The organism is Pseudomonas paralactis (assembly GCF_001439735.1).
Taxonomy (GTDB): Bacteria; Pseudomonadota; Gammaproteobacteria; order Pseudomonadales; family Pseudomonadaceae; genus Aquipseudomonas; species Aquipseudomonas paralactis.
Map to the genome: position 1 here is coordinate 825,308 of NZ_JYLN01000001.1, position 19,074 is coordinate 844,381.

At 59.5% G+C, this 19,074-nt stretch carries 25 protein-coding genes; 2 read left to right on the plus strand and 23 right to left on the minus strand.

The genetic code is table 11. The features are described from left to right. The first annotated feature begins 175 nt into the window (after window positions 1–175). The gene (locus TX23_RS03815) at window positions 176–1,270 is read left to right on the plus strand and encodes a DUF262 domain-containing protein (protein ID WP_057701065.1); all 1,095 of its coding nucleotides are present in this window, start codon (window positions 176–178) and stop codon (window positions 1,268–1,270) included. Then, the gene (locus tag TX23_RS03820) at window positions 1,254–1,886 is read left to right on the plus strand and encodes an MAE_28990/MAE_18760 family HEPN-like nuclease (protein ID WP_157243900.1); all 633 of its coding nucleotides are present in this window, start codon (window positions 1,254–1,256) and stop codon (window positions 1,884–1,886) included. Before TX23_RS03815 ends, TX23_RS03820 begins: the two co-directional genes overlap by 17 nt. On the opposite strand, the gene TX23_RS03825 is transcribed toward TX23_RS03820, so the two are convergent. From TX23_RS03825 to TX23_RS03930, 23 genes are all read right to left on the minus strand, one after another. Further along, window positions 1,876–2,847 (minus strand): hypothetical protein, encoded by a 972-nt coding sequence (locus TX23_RS03825; protein WP_057701067.1) that lies wholly within the window; start codon window positions 2,845–2,847, stop codon window positions 1,876–1,878. The genes TX23_RS03820 and TX23_RS03825 overlap by 11 nt on opposite strands. After that, window positions 2,820–3,524, minus strand: a complete 705-nt coding sequence (locus tag TX23_RS03830; RefSeq protein WP_057701068.1) for a hypothetical protein — start codon at window positions 3,522–3,524, stop codon at window positions 2,820–2,822. Before TX23_RS03830 ends, TX23_RS03825 begins: the two co-directional genes overlap by 28 nt. Then, on the minus strand, window positions 3,521–4,072 hold the full coding sequence (locus tag TX23_RS03835) for a baseplate complex protein (protein ID WP_057701069.1): 552 nt from the start codon (window positions 4,070–4,072) through the stop codon (window positions 3,521–3,523). The genes TX23_RS03830 and TX23_RS03835 overlap by 4 nt, the downstream gene beginning before the upstream one ends. Then, a complete protein-coding gene (locus TX23_RS03840) occupies window positions 4,069–4,992 on the minus strand; it encodes a hypothetical protein (RefSeq protein ID WP_057701070.1) in 924 nt (307 codons plus the stop codon). Before TX23_RS03840 ends, TX23_RS03835 begins: the two co-directional genes overlap by 4 nt. Further along, window positions 4,989–5,567, minus strand: coding sequence for a DUF4376 domain-containing protein (locus tag TX23_RS03845; RefSeq protein ID WP_057701071.1), 579 nt, complete (start codon window positions 5,565–5,567; stop codon window positions 4,989–4,991). The genes TX23_RS03840 and TX23_RS03845 overlap by 4 nt, the downstream gene beginning before the upstream one ends. A 10-nt stretch (window positions 5,568–5,577) precedes the next feature. After that, window positions 5,578–7,929, minus strand: coding sequence for a phage tail protein (locus TX23_RS03850; RefSeq protein ID WP_057701072.1), 2,352 nt, complete (start codon window positions 7,927–7,929; stop codon window positions 5,578–5,580). Window positions 7,930–7,938: 9 nt separating this feature from the next. Then, window positions 7,939–8,463: a phage tail protein gene (locus TX23_RS03855; RefSeq protein WP_019817390.1), complete on the minus strand. Its 525-nt coding sequence runs from the start codon at window positions 8,461–8,463 to the stop codon at window positions 7,939–7,941. Next, on the minus strand, window positions 8,460–9,632 hold the full coding sequence (locus TX23_RS03860; RefSeq protein ID WP_057701073.1) for a baseplate J/gp47 family protein: 1,173 nt from the start codon (window positions 9,630–9,632) through the stop codon (window positions 8,460–8,462). Before TX23_RS03860 ends, TX23_RS03855 begins: the two co-directional genes overlap by 4 nt. Next, the gene (locus tag TX23_RS03865) at window positions 9,629–9,946 is read right to left on the minus strand and encodes a DUF2590 family protein (RefSeq protein WP_019817388.1); all 318 of its coding nucleotides are present in this window, start codon (window positions 9,944–9,946) and stop codon (window positions 9,629–9,631) included. The genes TX23_RS03860 and TX23_RS03865 overlap by 4 nt, the downstream gene beginning before the upstream one ends. Continuing rightward, window positions 9,943–12,171, minus strand: coding sequence for a phage tail tape measure protein (locus TX23_RS03870; RefSeq protein WP_057701074.1), 2,229 nt, complete (start codon window positions 12,169–12,171; stop codon window positions 9,943–9,945). Before TX23_RS03870 ends, TX23_RS03865 begins: the two co-directional genes overlap by 4 nt. Before the next feature lie 6 nt (window positions 12,172–12,177). Further along, window positions 12,178–12,321, minus strand: a complete 144-nt coding sequence (locus TX23_RS28735; RefSeq protein ID WP_032872601.1) for a DUF6890 family protein — start codon at window positions 12,319–12,321, stop codon at window positions 12,178–12,180. Between the two features lie 20 nt (window positions 12,322–12,341). Then, window positions 12,342–12,629, minus strand: a complete 288-nt coding sequence (locus tag TX23_RS03875; protein WP_019817385.1) for a putative phage tail assembly chaperone — start codon at window positions 12,627–12,629, stop codon at window positions 12,342–12,344. Window positions 12,630–12,662: 33 nt separating this feature from the next. After that, a complete protein-coding gene (locus TX23_RS03880) occupies window positions 12,663–13,118 on the minus strand; it encodes a lysis protein (protein ID WP_057701075.1) in 456 nt (151 codons plus the stop codon). Beyond that, window positions 13,118–13,651, minus strand: coding sequence for a lysozyme (locus tag TX23_RS03885; RefSeq protein WP_057701076.1), 534 nt, complete (start codon window positions 13,649–13,651; stop codon window positions 13,118–13,120). The genes TX23_RS03880 and TX23_RS03885 overlap by 1 nt, the downstream gene beginning before the upstream one ends. Next, window positions 13,648–13,854 (minus strand): hypothetical protein, encoded by a 207-nt coding sequence (locus TX23_RS03890; RefSeq protein WP_057701077.1) that lies wholly within the window; start codon window positions 13,852–13,854, stop codon window positions 13,648–13,650. The genes TX23_RS03885 and TX23_RS03890 overlap by 4 nt, the downstream gene beginning before the upstream one ends. Further along, window positions 13,851–14,069: a TraR/DksA C4-type zinc finger protein gene (locus tag TX23_RS03895; RefSeq protein WP_057701078.1), complete on the minus strand. Its 219-nt coding sequence runs from the start codon at window positions 14,067–14,069 to the stop codon at window positions 13,851–13,853. The genes TX23_RS03890 and TX23_RS03895 overlap by 4 nt, the downstream gene beginning before the upstream one ends. Next, a complete protein-coding gene (locus TX23_RS03900; RefSeq protein WP_019817380.1) occupies window positions 14,069–14,518 on the minus strand; it encodes a phage protein in 450 nt (149 codons plus the stop codon). Before TX23_RS03900 ends, TX23_RS03895 begins: the two co-directional genes overlap by 1 nt. A gap of 5 nt (window positions 14,519–14,523) precedes the next feature. After that, window positions 14,524–15,639: a DUF2586 domain-containing protein gene (locus TX23_RS03905; RefSeq protein WP_057701079.1), complete on the minus strand. Its 1,116-nt coding sequence runs from the start codon at window positions 15,637–15,639 to the stop codon at window positions 14,524–14,526. Between the two features lie 11 nt (window positions 15,640–15,650). Next, complete coding sequence (locus tag TX23_RS03910) at window positions 15,651–16,331, minus strand: phage virion morphogenesis protein (protein ID WP_057701080.1); 681 nt, start codon at window positions 16,329–16,331, stop codon at window positions 15,651–15,653. Then, window positions 16,321–16,770 carry a phage tail protein gene (locus tag TX23_RS03915; RefSeq protein WP_057701081.1) on the minus strand — a complete coding sequence of 150 codons (450 nt, stop codon included), beginning with the start codon at window positions 16,768–16,770 and terminating at the stop codon, window positions 16,321–16,323. Before TX23_RS03915 ends, TX23_RS03910 begins: the two co-directional genes overlap by 11 nt. Continuing rightward, on the minus strand, window positions 16,767–17,228 hold the full coding sequence (locus TX23_RS03920; protein ID WP_057701082.1) for a head completion/stabilization protein: 462 nt from the start codon (window positions 17,226–17,228) through the stop codon (window positions 16,767–16,769). Before TX23_RS03920 ends, TX23_RS03915 begins: the two co-directional genes overlap by 4 nt. Before the next feature lie 98 nt (window positions 17,229–17,326). Further along, complete coding sequence (gpM, locus tag TX23_RS03925; RefSeq protein ID WP_057701083.1) at window positions 17,327–18,055, minus strand: phage terminase small subunit; 729 nt, start codon at window positions 18,053–18,055, stop codon at window positions 17,327–17,329. Next, entirely contained in the window at window positions 18,052–19,074 is a 1,023-nt protein-coding gene (locus TX23_RS03930) for a phage major capsid protein, P2 family (protein WP_057701084.1), read from the minus strand. The genes gpM and TX23_RS03930 overlap by 4 nt, the downstream gene beginning before the upstream one ends.

Sequence of the window (19,074 nt, forward strand, 5' to 3'; positions counted from 1 at the left end):
AAAAATTTCCAGACCGAAAATTTAGGTTTCCCAACCCAACATCATTGACATCCATCGATAGAACCTCGAAAGTCGAAAATTCGAAATAGTGGCTTTTTGAAATGGCAGGCCTCGGCGAGGCTATTTCAACGCTTGAATACTGCCTCACTTAAAATATAAACTTGAGAGTTATTATATGGATATTGTAGAAAACATCGACCAAAGTATCGGCGAGGTCAGAACAGAATCTTTAGATTTAAGTTTTGGCGAGATAGTCAACTTACACTCAAGCAAAGAGCTTATAATTCATCCGGACTATCAAAGGCTATTTCGCTGGTCCGACGATCAAAAATCCAGACTAATAGAATCAATAATTCTTGAGCTACCTGTCCCTCAAATATTTGTAATTGAGAACGAAAACGGCATACTTGAACTTATCGATGGCCTACAACGCGTCAGTAGTGTTATTCAATTCATGGAGCCTGAGAAGCTGTCAATGGACGCACTCATACTAACTGGCTGCGACCTAATTAAAGAGCTGAATGGGAAAGCCTTTTCCGACCTTCCCCTGACTGTCCGATTAAGAATCAAACGTTCCTCTGTACGAACAATAATGATAAAGAGACAAAGCAAACCATTTCTTAAATATGAAATGTTCAAGCGGCTAAATACTGGCGGTGCAATTCTTGCGCCTCAAGAAATAAGAAACTGCTCCGCGCGCATGATAGGTACGATGGGGGATAATTTCTACTCCTTCTTAAAAGAGTGCGCAAACCTCCCTCAATTCAAGACATGCACAGAAACCCTCTCCCAATCGGACTACGACAAAAAAGGAGACGAAGAACTAGTACTTCGTTTCTTTGCTACAAAAAACTCATCACATACATTTAAAGGTAGCGTGCGCGACTGGCTTGACACTTACATGGAACAGGTGCTTTTAGAGGAAATTAATTTTGACTTTGGAGCAGAACTTAATGAGTTCACCGTGCTTTTTGATTATTTGGCAAACTCGATAGGAACGGGAGCTTTTGTTAAGTATCGTGGCGAAAATCCAGTAGGTGCACTAGCTCCCGCTTACTACGAGGCTGTGAGCATAGGTGTCTGGAGAGCACTAAAGAAAGATCCAAACATCAATGCAGACACTGTACAGCTTTGCATCATGCAAACAGTTCAAACTGAAGAATTCCGAAATAATACGGGGCCTGGAGCGAACTCGAAAGAAAAATTAGAAGGTCGAATTTCCGCAATTGAACGCACAATTGAAGAGGCGCATCGTGCCAAGCCTTTCTGACATTTTGGAAGCAGACCTGAATTGGAGAGAGGGCGAACTTGCGTCATTTAAAGCGGCCATACTTTCCTCTGAGCGAAAAACGGTACGTGAAAGCGCTTTGCTTCGTGGTGCCTGGGCAATTCTTTACTCGCACTACGAGGGCTTTTGTAAGTTTGCCTGGGACTCCTATCTAGACGAACTAGAGAAGAGGAAAGTCCCTCGCTCTCAGCTATGCAGCAACATGGCGGCTCTTTCATTAAGAAAGAGCTTCAAGCTGCTGCGCGGAGCACTTAGCGATAAAGACCTTTGGGAATTTGGGCATAGCAAATTTTCAGAGCTGCAAAATACCATTGCAACCTTTGAAGAAAAGCTAGATACCGATTCAAATTTATGGCCAAATTTATATAGAGACAACGCCCATGCACTTGGAATTGCACCCACATATATTGACAAATATGCAACACAAATTAAAACTCTAGTATCGAGGCGGAATGATATTGCGCACGGTCAAAAGATGGTGATCAGGGACATACAAGAGTACTCGGAGTATGAAAGTGCAGCACTTTTGGTAATGCACGACCTCGCTCTTTGTTTGATTGACGCAACTGAGTCAGAATCATACAAACTCAAAGCGTGATACTTTTTAACTTGCCTGATAGCTCGTTGGCATATGCAGCGTTATTAGTGAGTAGCGCTGCGTTGCTTGGAGGTGGCGTTGGGCCGTGCGTATGATTGGCCAACTGTGTGTTCATTTGCTGCACCAGGTCGAGCAAATCACACACTACCTGGAAGATATTCACGCTCTCAGACCCGACATAGTTTTTTGGTGCGAGCATCTGCAGGCTGACTCTCGACACGCTCTTATGTAGCCCCTCGATCCTCTCCTGCATATCGCCACCCACAGTGGCGCTGTGCGTCTGCCCCACCACCAGGTTCAAGTCCCGCCCGGTCGCCTGATGCAGATCATCCACCGCCGCCAGGCTCGCGGATCCGCCCGACAGCAGCTTGAGCGCGCCCAACGCCTCGATCGTCTTGATCCCACCCACTGACTCCTTTGAATGGTCATCCACCGTCCTGGTGTGATTTTGGAAACGCTCAGTGTTGCCCATGGCCTCTACTTCCCGCTCGATCGCCTTGTCGTGGATCTTGCCGTCAGTCTGACGCAGCCAGTTGCCGTCAGCGTCCACACGTTGCTGGCAGGCTTCGCTGTGCTGCCACACCTGATCCCCCTTCGGGACGCTGGGCATACTCAGCCCGTGGGGCAGGATGGTTTGGATATAGGGCTTGTGCGGCAGACCATAGGCAAAGCACACCACCACTTGGGTGCCTTCCTCGGGAAAGGCATAGATGCCCATCTCTTCTCCACCGGTGGGCAGTGGCAACGGTACGCCCGCCAGGATCGGCAGCTTGCTGTCTGGCTCGCCGTCCGGACCCATGACCTCGATGTCGACCGCATAGCGCGGCCGGAAGTCATCACAGATCCCGGCTCCGGCCGGCGCGTCGGCCACGGCGACAACCCGGGCAAAGCGTGGCAGGTGGTAACCGCCGGTGAGTTCAGGGAATTGTCGTTCTACGCTGCGGCGGATTGCGTCGTCCATCGGATGGCCATCTGGTTGTCGATGAGCGCCACACTGGTGATGCGCTCGCCGTGGTTGATTGTTGCACCTGGTCGCAACCCGGGAAGGGCTGCAATCATTGCGCTTTGATTGCCCTGGTAGTCGTCGAACAGTTCCACGGGCAGTTGCAGCGGCTGGCGAACGCCAAAGAAGCTGTCGGCCCAACTGCCCACGAATACCTCTCCGTCACCCTGTTGCTGCCAGATAAAGTCGGGGATGTTGAAAACCCGGGCCAGGCTGTCCATGGCTTGATAGCCAGCGGCCAGGCTGTAGAAGAACGGCGCCTTAACGCCCGCGTAGGGCCGATCCGGGACGCGAAAGCGCAACCCGGTGTGCTGGCTGACCTCGACCAAGACAGCGCGAAGATCGACGTGACGCAGGTTCAGCGGCAGCGGGTTGGCCAGGATCGCGGCCAGCTCGCGACAGAACAGCACCTGCTGGGTGCTGCTGGCCGTGGTGGAGCGTTCGACGTAGCCAATGAAGTGTCGCTGCAGCGTGTTGCCGTTGTAGCCGATATCGAGCGTCACCAGGCCCTTGACCGGCGCCGGGGCTTGAATGGTGAACGTCGCTCGGCCGGGGCTTTTCGCATCCAACCGGACTTCGTTTTTGACCAGGACGTAGGGAACGCCGTTGATGGCCAACTCCTTGTGCAGCTTCATGTGTTAGCCCCGCCCAGCCAGCCGTCGACCTTTTTCAATGTGGCTTCAAAGCCGGTCAGTTCTTCCGGCCCGTTGCTGGAGTCGCCACCGGTACCGCCGCTGCCACCCACTGCCCCGCCTGGGCCGGACTGCGCGGTGACCGCGTTGCCCGATCGCCGGCCCTCGACTTTCTCCGGGTTCGACAGCTTTTCAGTCAGGGTGAACTGGATCAGCCAGCCGCGCAGATTGTCGTCTTCCCGGGCGCTCACGCCTTCGGTGAACGTCACTTGGCGCATACCGAACGCGGCTGCGGTGTCGTTGACGATGCGGTAGGTCTTGAGCTGGCCACCGCCTTCGGTCGCTTCCACCAGGCGCATCAGATCGCGCAGTTGCACCTGGTTAACGAAAGGAATCATCAGGCTGACGGTCAGGGTCTTGGGCTTGAAACCCTTGTGCCCCTTGTCGGTGTTGCTGGTCTGGCCAGACAAGTCGTCGCTCTCGATGCGCAGATTGCCGGTGACCTTGAGGTTTTTTCCGCGCACCTCTTGCCCATCCAGTAGCAGCGTCATAGGCCCACCAACTCGCGGACGAAGCTCAACCCCTTTTCCGATCCCACCAGGAGCGCGCCGGCACAGAGCACCCATTCATGCCCCGGAGCGTCACCGGCCAGCAACGCCTGGCGCAGCTCGGTGGCGTTGCCTGGTCCGATCAGGCGCGCGCGCATACTGCTGTCAGGGTTGCCGCCGGCGAGCGAGGCTTTAAGGTCGGCCAGCTGCTGATCCCGGCCCTGCTGTTGAGCCGCCTTGCGGTTGGCCAGCGCGGCAAGGTCGGCCATGGGCGAGCTGTCGGCCGCGTAGCTCTCCAGAACGGCGAGCTGGCCAGACATGGATTGCTGCGCGGCCTTGACCACGGTGCAGCGCTCCAGGGGTAACGCCTGCCAGCGCGGCAGAGTGCCAGCGGCGGGGATCTCCCACTTTTCCGTCTCCAGCTTCGACAGGTGCCGTGCACGGCGCTCGGCTCGCACCAGGTCAGGTATGGGCAATAGCGCATTGAAGCGCGCCAGGCTCTCGGCCAGTTGATCAAAGCGCGTGGCCAGGAACATCAGGCACAGGGCGAACTGGGGGCCATCGGGCCGGCCGGTGTCGCTCACGTCCACCAGTTTGCCGGCCAGCTGCTGCAGCAGGTTCGGTGCCGACAGGAATCGCTGATAGCCGCGCCCCTGGCCGATACCACTTTGAAACGGCGTCACCACCAGGCACGCCGGGGCCTCGCCCATCTGATCAGCCAATGCCCCACGGCCGGCAACGATCGCGCCCTGGGCGGCGTCACCCACCGGCCCCGGGTTGGTGCTGGCCTTGCCGTCCAGATCGGCCAAGCGCTTGGCGGTACTGGCCTGCTCAGTGCTGGCCAGATCCTTGGGCGCTGACAGTTGGCCCATCCATTGGGTGGCTTGGTCTGGCCAGCGCATCGTCACCGGTGCCCAGTTCATGACTGCAGGCTCTCCCAGGTGACCACCTCAAGCGCGTTTAAGTCGCCGTCTGCCAGCGCCTGGTCCAGCAACTGCTTCAACTGGTTGGCCCGCTGCAGCAGCTCCATCTTATAGGTGGTGAAGTCTTCGCTGACCTGGCGCAACTGCTTGGCGGTGTGCGGTCGCAGTTCTTTCACACCATCCGCGTCTCTGCAGCCGTATGGGCTATCGAAGCCCTGCAGGATCACGCCAGTGAGGTTCAACTGATCATCCAGCTTGCTGGGGTACTGGTGCGGCGAACCGAGTGCGGCCGACCAGAAGCCGCCAATGATTGCAGCCTCACAGGCGGCGTTGATCTCGCTGCTCTTCTGCAGATAAAGGGCCTTCAATTGCTCGGGCTTACTGGTGCCGGGGGCCAGACGCGCCACGGGCTGTTTGGCCTCTGCGTCGAATACGATCTGAAAGCCCTGGGACTGCTTGGCCAGCAGATAGGAATAATCCTGATAGCTGACCACCACGCAATCACCTGGTCGTTTCGGGTGTATGCCCTCGACCAAGAAGGTGTGCAGCGACGGGCTGTAAAAGTATTTGCTCATGAAAATTTCCTTAATGCCCGATCGCAATGTAGGGATAGGTCGAGGTGGCAGTGGCTAAACCGATGAAACCGCTCTGGCTCAACGACCCGGATTTGATGTTCATCACCTCGGCCACACCGGTGGTGTCCTCGCCGGTGCCCAGGTTCAGCACAAAGCACGCGTTGGGGAATCCAATTGGGAACAAGAATTGGGTGTTGTTGGCAGAAATGTAGGCATTGCCCCACTGGATGATCAGCCCGCCCATCCAACGCGGGAACGCAAGGTAGCCATTGGCAGCGAGGCTGATGGAAAACCCCCAACGCAAGGTGCGAGGCGTCACGATGCTGGTTTCATCGGCTCCCGCAACTACCTGGTCTAAGGTGGCAATCGGCGCAATACCGGCTGCACCAGGTGCGGCTTTTTTACTGGAGTCGATCACCTCCGACGAACCCGTGAAGACAATTGGATTCGGTCCTGGGGCAACTCGCTGAACGCGCAGGCCACCAGCCCCGGCGATCAACGCCACAGCGGGCTTGCTCGTGTCGTGGCGAACCCAGCTTGAGCCGTTCCAGTAGCAGTTCTGCGCCAGGTGCGATTCCCGTTCAGCCGTTACGAAGGCATACGATCCACCGTGCAGATCTAGGCTCGCCTCGGGCAGCGGGTTGATGTTCTCAATAGCATTGTTGATCCCATACTCAGCGAGGGTTTTACCTTTGTCCGCCTTCTTGCTCAGGTCAGAATTGATCTGCGAAATGGACTTATCGTGCAGCGCCAGTGACTGATTTACCCCCAGTAAGAAGCGGTCGACCGCCTTCACATCATAGGTATTGCCGCTGTCCATCAGTTGAGCGTTATAGGACCACTGAATCGGATTCGGCCCTGGTAGCGCCTTGCGCACGTAGGCGCCGCCTGAATTAACAAGCACTGTGGCAGACGGCATTGACTCGTCATGGCGCACCCACTGCGAACCGTTGAAATAACAGTTTTGACTGAGGTTAGATTCACTGATCGAAGTGAGAAATGCGTAGGAGCCACCGTGAATATCAAAGCTGCCATTGGGCAGTGGGTTCAGGTTGGGGATGGCGTTATGGATGCCGTAGTCCTCCAGCGTCTTTCCTTTATCTGCCTTCTTGCTGATGGCCGTATTGATCGTTTTGATCAGTTGATCAACGTCTGTTGAACTGTAGGTATCACCGCTGTCCCTCACGTAGTCGCCGCGTTCCCAAACAATTGGATTGGCTCCTGCGCCTACGCGCTGAATGCGCACCCTGCCGGCCCCTGCAATCAACGCCACGGCGGGTTTGGTGATGTCGTGCCGCAACCAGCTCACGCCGTTCCAATAGCAGTTCTGGCACAAGTGGGTTTCATCCGTTGCGGACAAAAAACCGTATTGGCCCGCATGCACATCCAGGTTGTAACCCGGCAATATGTTCAAGTTCGGGATGGCGTTGAGAATGCCGTAACTCTCAAGAGAGGTTCCCTTGTCGGCCTTCTTTTTCAGTTCATCTTCAACCCACTTTTTCCCCGCGAAATGCTTCACCAGGGAATCACTGATGGGCTCAGCCTGGCGCAGATCGATCACGGCGTTGGAATCAGGCAGATCGGCCAGCGGCACGCAGAAATGGCGCACGCCGGCACTGTCGGTGAAGTCAGCCAGGGCGGCGCCGAAACGCACCTCCCAGCGGGCAACCACATCACTTAACTGGCGCTCCAGGCTCACATCCAGCCAGGCTTTGGCGGGGAAAGCCGGCGGCGCGACAGCGACAGCAGCAGTCGAAAGCACCCTCACGCCTTCGATATAGGCGGTACCAGGCTGCACCTTATAACCGCTGCCGACCTTGGCCAGTTTCAGACCATCACTGAAAAAGCACGCCCGGCCGAAGGTATCGCGGTTGCTCAAGCGCTCGCGCTCGTCAATGCCGTGCAGGCGCACAGTGAAGTCGTGCTGCCAGGTCTTGGCGTCGATGGTGATCCCGGTCAGCGCCTGGGCGCCGTCGAACACCACCAGGAAATTGCGCGTCACGTTGTTGCCCAGCTGCTGCGGGGGAATGTTCTTGCGCTTCTGCTGCAGCGGCACGTAGGCCACGGCCAGCAGCACGTTTTCGGCGCTCTCCAGGCCGATCCAGTTCCAGTCAAAGTCCCCGATATCGCTGCCCATCATCAGGCTGTAAACAATCTGGTTGGGGTTCACGAAACCTTTTTGGGTGACGTCATAGGTCGCCACCAGGTGCGCGGCCGGCTTCGGCGCCGCCCGGTCGATCGGGCCGTTAGGATCCAGCCCGGGCACGTTGGCCAGGACGAAACGGGAAACAATCAGGGGTTGTTGTGCGCCTTGTTTTTGCGCGATCAGGCTTTCACCTGCAAGGGTAATACTGGCTCCCACGGGAGGCTCCTACAGGCTGGCAACCAGCGTTTGCTGGTCGTCGTTGAAGTCCACCGCGACAATGCGCAGTGATACGGGGGTGATGGTCACGAAGTCATAACGCCGGCACGTGCGGCCGTACTGCTGGATCAAAACCCGCATCAGCTCGGGGTTTTGCGACAACTGCGAGTCGGAGAGGCGCAGCAGCACCACGTCCCAGTCCCGATCGGGCATACGCTCGTCGATCTCGACGTAGCCCACGCCCAGGCGCTGCAGGATGCGCTTGAGGCCCGCTGTGCTGCCGGCGTCGACGGCGTTGATAAAGGCGAACTTGACCCGCAGGCGGTACAGGCTTTCGGGCTCGTCCTTGAAGCGGCTTATATCGCGCTGCCAGGCCAGCAGATCCAGGACGGTCAGGTGGCAGGTGTCCGCATCCATCTGCAGCAAGGGCCACTGCAGCCAACCCTCGACCGTCTCCCACCACTTTTGGCTGGCGGCTTTGAGCTTGGTCAGCTGCGGGCCATCCAGCCAGAACGGCAAATTCAGCTTGATCATGCGAACACCACCTGCAGCGATTGAATCCGCGGAATACTCAGTTCCGACACGATGTCAGCGTTATCAAAGTGCAGCGACTCAATGCCGGCGAACTGCTGGTGAAGCTCTTCGCCCAGGCGGCTGAACGAGAACCGCGACTGCGGATAGGTCAGCGTCGGCTGATAGTCACCTGTGCCACTCTCGCGGAAGGCTGCGCGAATGAACTGGTCGACGTCGGCCTGCAGCTTGGTGCGCTGTTCGGCGCCCAATAGAGCGTGTGGCCATAGAGTCAGGTGCAGCGCGTGCTGGGTTTCGGGCATGACCATCACCAGCAGATCGTCGCCGTGGCCATGGTTGCCCTGGTCGCGGATATGCGCGTTGATTTGCTCCAGGTAGGTCGCCGCCGGCACGTCCGCTTCAAACAGCACGTAGGCATTGGCACTGCCTGGGCCCCGGGGTGCGCCGTGCAGGAAGTACACGCCATCTGGCCGCACGCCGGGGAAGGCTGAAATCATCGCCCGGTAGACCGCGTCGGTGTGCCACTGGTTGACCGCCGAGAACTGGTTACGCACGCGCAAACGCAGCTGATCATCCGGCTCAGGATCTGCACCTGGTGCAATCAGCCAACCATCGGCGTTCACCACCTGGACAATGCCGGCGATGGGTACCGGCAGAATCGCGTAATAACCCGGGGCCAGGTTGTAGCCGCTGCCTACGTCCTGGGCTTCTACAGGGACTTCCAACTGCACCAACCCGTCAGCGAAGGTCGCGGCCTGGGTGGTCACCAGTTGATAGATGTGGCCATTGATAGCCGCCGATTGCACCAGGATGCCGGCGGGCAGCTCCAACGCGCCGCCGGCGACGTCACGGGTAAACAGCAACACGCCCTTGGCCTTGGTCGCGCCCTTGCGCTCGACGTTGACCGCCCAGGCCAGCATGTCCAGCCACTTGTCGCGGGCAGTTTTGACAAAGAAGTTAGGCAGCACGGTGTCACTGACAAAGCTGATCAGCCACATGACTGGCTTGGTCACCAGGGCCGTGATCACCCGCCAGAACGGGGAGTAGGCACTGGTGTTGCTCATCTTGCTGCCCTGGGCAGCGACTTCCTTTTCCCAGGCTTGGCGCAGCCCTTCTTCGGTGATCGGAATGCCGGCGTCAGCCAGCGCCTGTTTAAAATCGACGTCGCTCACAGGGTCACCTCGATGTCACCGAACTTCAGGGTTTTGGCCGTGACCAGGTACTGCCCGGGCTGCACCTGGTTAATCAACGCGGTGCCCGGTACCAGGCGTGCGTCGGCCTCCACCAGCAGCTCCAGTTGCTGGATGCAGTCGCGCTGACGCAACTTGCTGCGCTCTGCCACCAGCGTGACCAGCAAGCCGCTCTCGCGGATCATGTGCGCAATGTCCTGGGCGATGCTGGCCCGGTCCTCGATCAGCAAAGGCTGACGGGATGGGTCCAGCGACAGGTCGTTGTCGATGATCAGCAGGTCGATGTATTCGCTCATCCCCCCACCGCCATGGCCAACATGCCTTCCAGCTCCAGCGGGTTCATTTGTTTACCGGTGTGAATGTTCACGTTCTCCACGTGGGTGCCCTTGTTCTGGGTTTGGTTGTTGTTCTGGATGCTTGCCAGCAGACCGCCCCGGGGCACGGCGTCGGGCCGTTTCGGTGACAGGCTGGCCACAGCGCCGTTGATGCGCTGTTGGCTCTGTTCTGCCTTCTCGGTAGGGGCCGAGGCCAACACCAGGGCCGGCGGTTGGCGTGGTGGCTCCAGGGCGGCGAGTGGCTGCGCGATCGGCGCCGGGGTTTTCGGTACCGGGGCTAGGACCAAGGCTGGCGCTTGAGCCTGGGGCTGCAGGGCGTTTAGGGTTGGCATGGCTGACGCCGGCATTTTCGGTGTGTTGGCCATTGCCAGCGGTGCCTGGATAGGCTGCTGGGGTGCGCTCACCAGTTGCGGCAGCAACGGCGCCTCGACGGTGGGTGCGCTGATACCTGGCAGCTCAGGCGCTGCCGGCATGTCACCAAACGCCGCCTCGATGTTCACGCCGGGGATCTTGTTCAACATCTCGATCAAGCCGTTGATGGCCTGTTTAAAGATGTTGACGATGCCATCCCAGGCGGCGCTAGCCATGCTCGACCAGCCGCCCATCGAATCGAACCAGTCAGACAAGGCGGTCAGTTGGCCGCTGACCCATTTGAACGCCTCGCTGTTGAGTAGCGCGCTGGTCCACTGGTCCCAGTAGATGATCGCCGCCGCCACGGCCGCGACCAGGGCAACGATACCGATCACGATCCAGGTCACCGGGTTGGCCAGCAACGCGGTGTTGACCAGCCAGATAGCGCCCTGCCACAGCAGCATGGCGCCCTTAACCAGGCCCATCCAGGCGACCATCAGCACCAGGCCGGCCACGAAGCCGATCACCATAACGGTGTGGTACAGGAACATGGCAATGCTGCGGTAACCCGACCAGGTGAGAGCGTTCCACACTACAACGGTCCCCAGCCAAGCCATTTTCGACAGCCCCACCGTCAGGGTGAGTAAGGACATGGCGGCCGTAATCGCCAGGAACGACAGAGTGACAATTCCTATCAAACGGGTGATGTTGGGGAACAGCTGGGTCCAGCGGGTCAGCGTGCTGGCAATGCCTACCAGGCGATCCATAAGCGGTGTCAAGATCGGGATCAATGACTGGCCGAATGCGATACGCAGTGCTTGAACGGCGGCGCTGAACTGTTGCCACGGGTCCACCATGTTCTTGGCCATGCGCTCGGCGTTTTCCAGGCCACGCACATTGCCGAGCTGTTCCATGCCGTTTTTCAAGCGGCCGGTGTCACCCATCAGGGTGGTGATCAGGCGGGCCGCTTCACCACCAAAGGCGTCGCGTAGCTGCTTGCCGTTGGCCTCGATCGACAGATCCCCGAACTTGCCCTTGAGCTTGTCCAGGATGTTCATCATCGGCAGCAACTTGCCCTGCTGGTCGACAAAGGACATGCCGAGCTTTTCCGATGCACCGCTGACGTTCTCAAAGAATGACTTGTAGAGGCCACCGGCCTCCCCGCCGTCCATGGTGCCGCCCAAGGTGCCCAACACCGCCATTTGCTCGGCCAGGCTCACACCTGCGGTGCTGGCCAGGCCACCGGCGCTTTTGAATGCCTCGCCGATCTGCTCGCCACTGGTGCGAAACAACTGCACCGCCGTGGCGGTCTGGCCGGCCAGCGTTTCAACCCACTGGCCCTTGCCCATGGCGTCGGCCTGGCCCTTGAACAGGTTGTACATGGTGCCGACATAGGTGCCCATGGTGTCGGCGTCGGACTTGGTGGCCTTGGCCAGCACGTCGCTGGCATTGGTAAACGTCGCCAGCTGATTGCCTACCAGCCCTTTGATCGCACCTTCAATGTGGTATGCCGAGGCGACAAAATCCCGGGCGTTCTCGCCATAGGCGACAGAGAACTCCAGGGATTTGCGGTTCAGAGCGTTCAACGCATCTTCGGCCACGCCCAGCGATCGGACCTCGCCCAGGGCGCGGTTCATCTCCAGGGCCGGTTCCATCGACTGCGTGATACCGACATACGCGCCGGTGATGCCCGCCAGACCAAACCCCATAGTCTTGATGTGCTTCTCGCTCTGTTCAGCCAGATCGGAAAAACCCATTTTTACTTTGCCCATGGGGGCGGTGACCTTATCGGTCAGGCTCAGAATGAAGGCCAGGCGGGCGCTACGGTCTGTCATCGATGTTTATCCGTTGAGTGCGTGGGCGATACCGTTGGCGATGGCAATTTCCATCCGCCGCCAGTGCTCGTCCTCCAGCCATTTGGCCGTGCCCATCACCTCGGCGGTGGGCTCGGCCCCAGGTAGCCAGCGGCTGGCCAGGGCTACCAGTTGGCCAAGGCCGTTTTCGGTCAGTCGTTCGGCGTGGTCGAGGGCTTTTTTACGGTGACTTCAACATCAGGGCCGTACTCCTCCAGGAGCGTGCCGGCCAGTTGCATCACCAACACCGGGTTGCCCAGCATTCCCTTGAGACTGGCGCGTTCTTCTTGCTTGACGGTGGTGACCAGCAAGTTGTTGGCGGGCGAAACCTTGTTGTTCTGGTTCACCGCGTTGAAGTATTTGGTGACGTCCTGAGGGGTCAGCTCAAAGGTGAATTCCTGGTCGCCAATTTCCAGGGTGATTTCGCGTCTATCGGTCATGGGTGTTGCTCCGTTTAGGGGTAAAAGTAAGGTTCAGCGCAGGCAAACCCGGCGCACGTGGTCCTGCAGGCCCAGGATCATTTGCCGACTGAGGGCAAGCTGATCTCTGAGGGTGAAATAATCCTGTCGAGCGTCTGCTGTGAGTTCGGGGGTGTTTGCATCAGCCACGCCGCCGGCGCTGGCCGCTGTGGTGGCTGGGACGCTACTGCAGGTGGCATTGACTGGCAGCCGCTTACGGCCAGAGCCAACGTCAAGGCGCAGAGCATCGTTTTCAGCACGTTCATGACTCAGTTCCAGGGTTCGTTGAAGATCGATCGCGTCACGCTCGGCCAGCATCTCGCCGCTGATGCGCGCCGCTTCACGCAGGCCGCTGGCTTCGAATAGCGCGGCGTCACGCTCGCTACGGGCTCTGTCGCGCTGGCCTTCCAGCAGGTCAAAGCCGAACCAGGCCACCAGGCACAGCACCAGGATGAAAGTGCCTTCGCGCATCACAGGCCCGCCTCACACAGAGCCGCTTCCGCCAAACGGCGCGCGTGCAGCCCCGGGATAAACACCTTCTTGCCCTGGGCGGTGGTGACGAAGGCCCACACCGGGCTTTTGCCATCAGGCGCCCAGGCCAGGGCCTGACAACCCTCTTTGATGCGGCCGGCGTTGATCAGGCCCACGGCGCGACTGGCGCAGGTGCTGGGGTTGCCGAAGTTGTGGCCATGGCTGCTCAGGGCGTCGAATGTGTTCTGGCCCACGTCTTGATTGGTGATGCAGTCAGCCAGCTGCAGTTGGCCCTTGCTGATCACCAGCTGCTCTACCTCGTTGCACCGGGCATCCGACCAGTAGTCACCCACGACCACGGGGTACGGGCTGGTATGACGGGTGATGCCTTTGCACACGGTGGGCAGGCCACGGGCCAACTTGTCGGCGTAGACAGTGTTCTGGCCGTTGCCTTCCCACGTGCCCAGGAACACCACCAGCGTGGAGCTGCAGAGTGCGATAGCGCCGGCGGCGATCTTGCCGCGCAGGCTCATAGCTTCACCTTCCAGTCGCGCAACATCTGGCGATACTTGGGAACCAACAGGAGGATCTGCAGCACCATGTAAACGGCAGTCAGCATGTAGGCGACAGCCGACCAGTCGACGGCCCCTGTCGCTCCAGTGGCCGCTACACCGATCGCAGGTGACGCCTTCGCCAGTGCGATCGCGGTGTCCTGGGCCGCCTGATTCGTGCTCATCGCTGCACTCCTTTTTCGAAAACAGACTGGCACGGGACACAGCGGGTCTTGCCGCCGAGCGCCTGGCGCGCTGCAGGAATCTCGTTGTCACAGTCCTGGCAGTGAGTAAGGCTTGGGCCCGCTGACTCACGCCGGGCCTGGGCCAACTGGGCGTCGATAGCCTGGTCCCGCTGACGCTGTTCCAGGGCTTGGGCGCGATCGAACGGGCAGACCATCAGCTAATGCCCTCAATCTCGGTGGCATCCAGATACGGCACGCCGTTGATGCGGATAAAGTCCGGGCTGGTGACTTCAAACGGCACCTTGTGCTTGGTCTTCTCGCCGCCCTTTGGATCGATGTTCAACAGGCTGGACACCTTCAACTTGCAGCCGAATGCCTCAATGCGCAGCTCGTCGTCGCCGGCCTTGGCGAAGAACACAACATCGAACGCTTCCAGCTTGCGAAAGCTGCCTGCAGTACGTGCGGCCTCAACCACCAGGGAGAAGTTGGTAGAGTCCAGCTCAATCTCGCCAGCTGCCGCCACGTCGCCGTCGACATAGCCATCAGGCACGCCCCGGGTTTGCGCGGTCTTGCTGTTGTCGGTGATATCCAGGGTGCAGCTCTCGACGTGGACCTGCAGATCGCCCAGGTTCACGTCAAAGTTCTTGCCGCCAATACGTGACATGGGGGTTACTCCGAATCGTCAGTGGAAAGGTCCAGGGCAATGTTCGCCGTGAGGTCTTTCGGGCAGTTGTGGGGCTTGAGCTTGATGTACACCTCAACGGCGGTTTTGCTCGTCCAGGTCAGTACGATGTCGCCGTCTTTGGGCGTTTGAATCTCGCCCGGGAACACCTGGCCGGCGAACTTGGTCGACTTGGCCATCTTGCGCAGTGGCGCCATCAGCGCGTTGACGTTCACGGCCATGCTGTTGGCGGTGCTGTTCAAGCGGCGATCGGCCACGCGGCGGATCAACAAGGGGCGGATCTGGCGAGCGGCTTTGTCAGCCAGGCGCAGGTATTCGATCACCAGGTAATCGCTGCCCGGCGTGTCGAGCATATTGCCGTCCCCCCAGTACACGCCTGGGTAGTCGGGATAGGTCTGGGCGACCGAGAAGCGCGCCTTATCCAGCTCGGCACGAATCGCGGATGGCAGCGGGATGCCTTCGGCGTCGACAGGGACCGGCCCCAGGCCCAGCACGGGGCCGCTGGCCACACGCATGGGGCTGTCTGCGATACTGACGGCGGCATTGGCCAGGCGACCGGCCAACACGCCCAGGTCATTGCCGTGGAGCTGTGGAACCACCAGCGCACGCGGCGCGGCCACGTCGGCGGTGATTGCCTTCTGCTCTACCAGGTATTGAGACCAGGTCAGCGGTGCGACGATGCCGGCAGACGCTGCCATGACGAACACGCGCCGGCCGTAGGTGTTGTTCAGGGAAATAGCCGCGTCATGCATGGCCGACAGTTCGTCCCCCTTGGATACCGGCTTAGTGATCACCACCCCTTCGACGGAAAAACCCTGCTGCTGCGCGGTTTCCAGGGCGATTTTCCAATCACCGTCAGCGCTGATCGGCGCCGCCAGACAGGCCCAGCGATCACCGCCGTTCAAGCGGGCAGTAGTGACCTGGGTTTTCAAGTCGCTGGCCGGTACGCCCAGCTGCGAATCCAGGTCGCTGTCGGTGTTGAGGGCGATCAATTTGCCGATGTTTTTCGGGCCGGGACCGATGAACAGAAAATAGCGCTCGATCTCAGTCACGGCGCCTTGGCCCAGATTGAGATTGTTAACGCTGACCTTGCCAAGTGCCATGGTGTGCCTCGTTAGCGGGGTGAATTAAGGATTTGTTGGAACACCTGGTTAACCAGGTCGCGGGTTTCGTTTCCGCTCTCCACACCGAGGAACTGGCGTTTTGGCAGGGTGATATCCCAGCTCTGCGCGCCGGTGGACTCGGTTCGTTCGTCGTTCAAAATGCGGATCAGCAAGCCGGCCTTGGCGTAGTTCACATGCTCTTGAATCCAGGCCACTGACGGCCTGGCCAACGCCTTTTTGCCCTTCTGGCGGACGCGGAAGCCCAGCCGACGCAAGCGCTTGGCCTGTTTGTCGGTGCAGGCGATGCCTGGGGGGACTTTGTTCCAGCGCCGCATCTGCGCGGCGGTACGTCGCTCGCTGACGCCGTTGTGCTGCTGCGCGGCGACCCAACGGGTCAGGGCGTTTTTCCAGCCCAGTTCGGCTTCTTCGGAGCTGACACGGGTCACCTGCAGCAGTTTGGCCAGGCCGGCTTCCATCTTCTTTTTGCCCTTGGCCGAGCCCTTGCGCTCAGCGAACGGCGTGCCGTCCAGGTTCTTCTGTTCACGTACCCGCTTGCGGCTCATCGTCCGCACTCGCTTGGTCACGTTGTTCAGCAGTCGCCGTCGCAACTGGGGCGGCAGCTCAAGCAACGCCAATTGGGCGTCGACGTTGACCATGCCCCTGACATCGAGGGCGAGCGGACTAGCGGCCATCGCTGCCCACCTCGCCTTGCTCAGCTACCCACAGATCGAAGGGGACGAACGCCCATGTTTTGCCGAACGCCTCGATCTCGCCGGCGGGATCTTCGGCCAGGTACTGCGGCTCGATGAATTCCAGGGACAGGTCTACATCGAAGCTGTCCTGGTCAAGCGGTTCAACAGCAAACAGCGGCGCTGGCAGTTCGTGTCGGTCCCGATCGGGATCGTGGTTTTCCAGCCAACTGCCTACCAGGGCCATCAGTCGTGCCGGGTTGCCGGTGAAACGCTCAAGAGAGAACACAGCGCGGTAGCGCATATCAGACATGTGCAGGCCATCGCGGTCGGGCTTCCAGATCAGCTCAAGGCTGACCTGTTCGGTCCAACTGTCGAACTGCTCAGGCGGCACCAGGTTGCGGGCCATCAGGTAGGCGGTCAGCGCCTGCAACTGGATCACAGCAACGCCGCCGTGATGCGGCCACGGCCCTGCAGGGCACGCACGGCCTGCTGGCTGAAAGCCAAGAAGGTTTCGGCACGCTCGGGCGCTTCCTTGCCGGTGTTTTCAGCGCTTTCGCGACGGGTGACGGTGGGAAACTGCGGCAACGCATTGCCTTTGGCGCGGCAGTACACCGCACGTTTGTACAGCTTCACCTGGAAAGCGCGCTCAGGCAGCACCGTGGAGTCCGCGGACTCGACACGCGTAACGCCGTTGGCTTGCCAGCGTGCTTTGCATTTGGCCAGGTCGGTGTTGACCTCAACCATTGCAGTGTTCAACGCGTCGGCCAGCAGCTCTACCAGGTACTCCGCCGGCAGGCGTTGTTCTTTCTGGAATTCGGCCACAGAGAGGTCGGGCCAGAAGCCGTCATTCTCAATCGCCTGTTCCACAAAGGTGGTGGGTCTCCCGGAAAAGCTCATTGCTGGCCGCTCAAATAGGGCGGGGAGCCTGTTTTCAGTGGGACGGTCCATAAATGGGCGGCGCACTTCCACAAGTCCCCGCTGGGGGGGGTAGTCGGTTATTCGGAAGCCGGGTTAGCAGCCGCTTGTTTTTCCAAGGCCCTGCGGACCTTCTTGATGCGGGTGTCGTTGCCGGCTTTCGGGTACAGCTCGGTAGAGCGCTCCAAATGCTTGAGCGCGGTTTTCCACTGCTCAGCCTCCATAGCGCGCATGCCGATCAACTTGTGGTAGTTGCTCGGGATCTGCTCAGGCAGGTCCCATTCGCCGTCAACGCGGGGCAACAGCTCGGATAGGTAGGGCTCAGGGCTGCGGCCCGCGTTGTATTCGTCGTAGGCCCAGTCGGCTATCGCATCAGCAACAAAGGTCTGGATGTCGCGGCGCTTGAATCGCTCCGGCATCTTCTGGCCTTGCTCCATCAGGAAGTCGGCCAGCTCCAGCGCGTCTTCGAACTGGGCGGTGTCGAACAGCCACACCATCACCTGCACCGCAACGCGGTTAGGGAAGTTCAGCCCCGACTCGCAGTAGCGCTGGACGTATTCCTGGTACTTGGGCAGCAGCTCGTCGCGCTTGAGCAATTGGCGTCCCGCCAAAGCCCCTTTCATCGCGCTCAGGCGCTCCAGGTCCTGGTCCAACGCGGCTTCCTGCAGTAGCAAGTGCTTGCGCGCATTGGCGGGACTGCTCAGGGCATCGGCCGGCGAGTAGGCCAAGCTTGCAGCAGCGGCGAGCGCCGCTACTGCTGTGCTGCCCATGGCCAGGGTGCGGCGCTTGTGCGCCAGGGCCAAACTCACGCCGCCACCAATTCAACGTTTTCAGTGAACGCGATCTTTTCCAGCTGCTCGATCACGTAGCCTTCGTTGCGGCTGTTGTAGTCCTCGACGCGGGAGCGCTTCGGGTTCTCGATCGTCTGCTTACGCCAGCTGGTGTCCTGGTAGTAGATCGACAGGTTGTCCCAACTGGTGACCAGCACCGCGTTGACCGGGAAGTTCGGCACGCTGAAAGCCGGCAGACCACCATAGGTCGCAATGACCTGGGCATTTTCGATGCGCTCTTTTTCGGTCGGCGTATCGCCTTGTTTGGTGTACAGCTTGGCCTTGTCAGAGGCGAGCAAGTCAGTGCCGATGATCGCGACCAGGTCGCCGTCTTCGCGCAGGATCTCGTCCACCATCTGCTTGGTGTCATGCACCAGGGCATCAAGGTTGGCGTAGTCACCACCAGCGCCCAACGTCACCTTGCCGGCGGTGGCGCCCTCTTTAAGCACCTGCTGCGGGGCCTGCTCGCGCAGCTGCTGCAGCCAGCCCTTGTTCACGTCCTGCAGCTTTGGATTGGCCGCCAGATCGGTCTGAGGGGCGGCACGGGTTCCGTGGAAGCCGATAACGATACGGTCCTGGGCAATGCGTTTTTGCACTGCAGCGGAATAGCGCTCTTTGAAGTCGGGAAACTTCGCCCAGGCATCGATCTTGGCGTATGGCAGGCCCACGTCCGACTGGGTATCAGCCAGTTCGTATTGGGTGTTATCCAGCGCCGATGCGTCCTTGGCTTCGCGGTCGGTGGTCTTGGTGTTGGTGCGGCCAGTGACCGGGCCATTCACACCGATAAAGACTTTTTCGCCCTTGATCTCACTTACCGGGACGACGTTGATACGTTCCAGGAAGTCGGCTTTCGCGGTGATTGCGTCGTTCAGCTCCTGGGCAATCGTCGGTTCCACGCTGAACATACGGCTCGATCGCTCGACGCCGTACGCTTCGGCCATCGCTTCTTGCAGCTCGGCATACTGTTTGGCGCCACGGGCGCTTAATGGCTGGGCCAT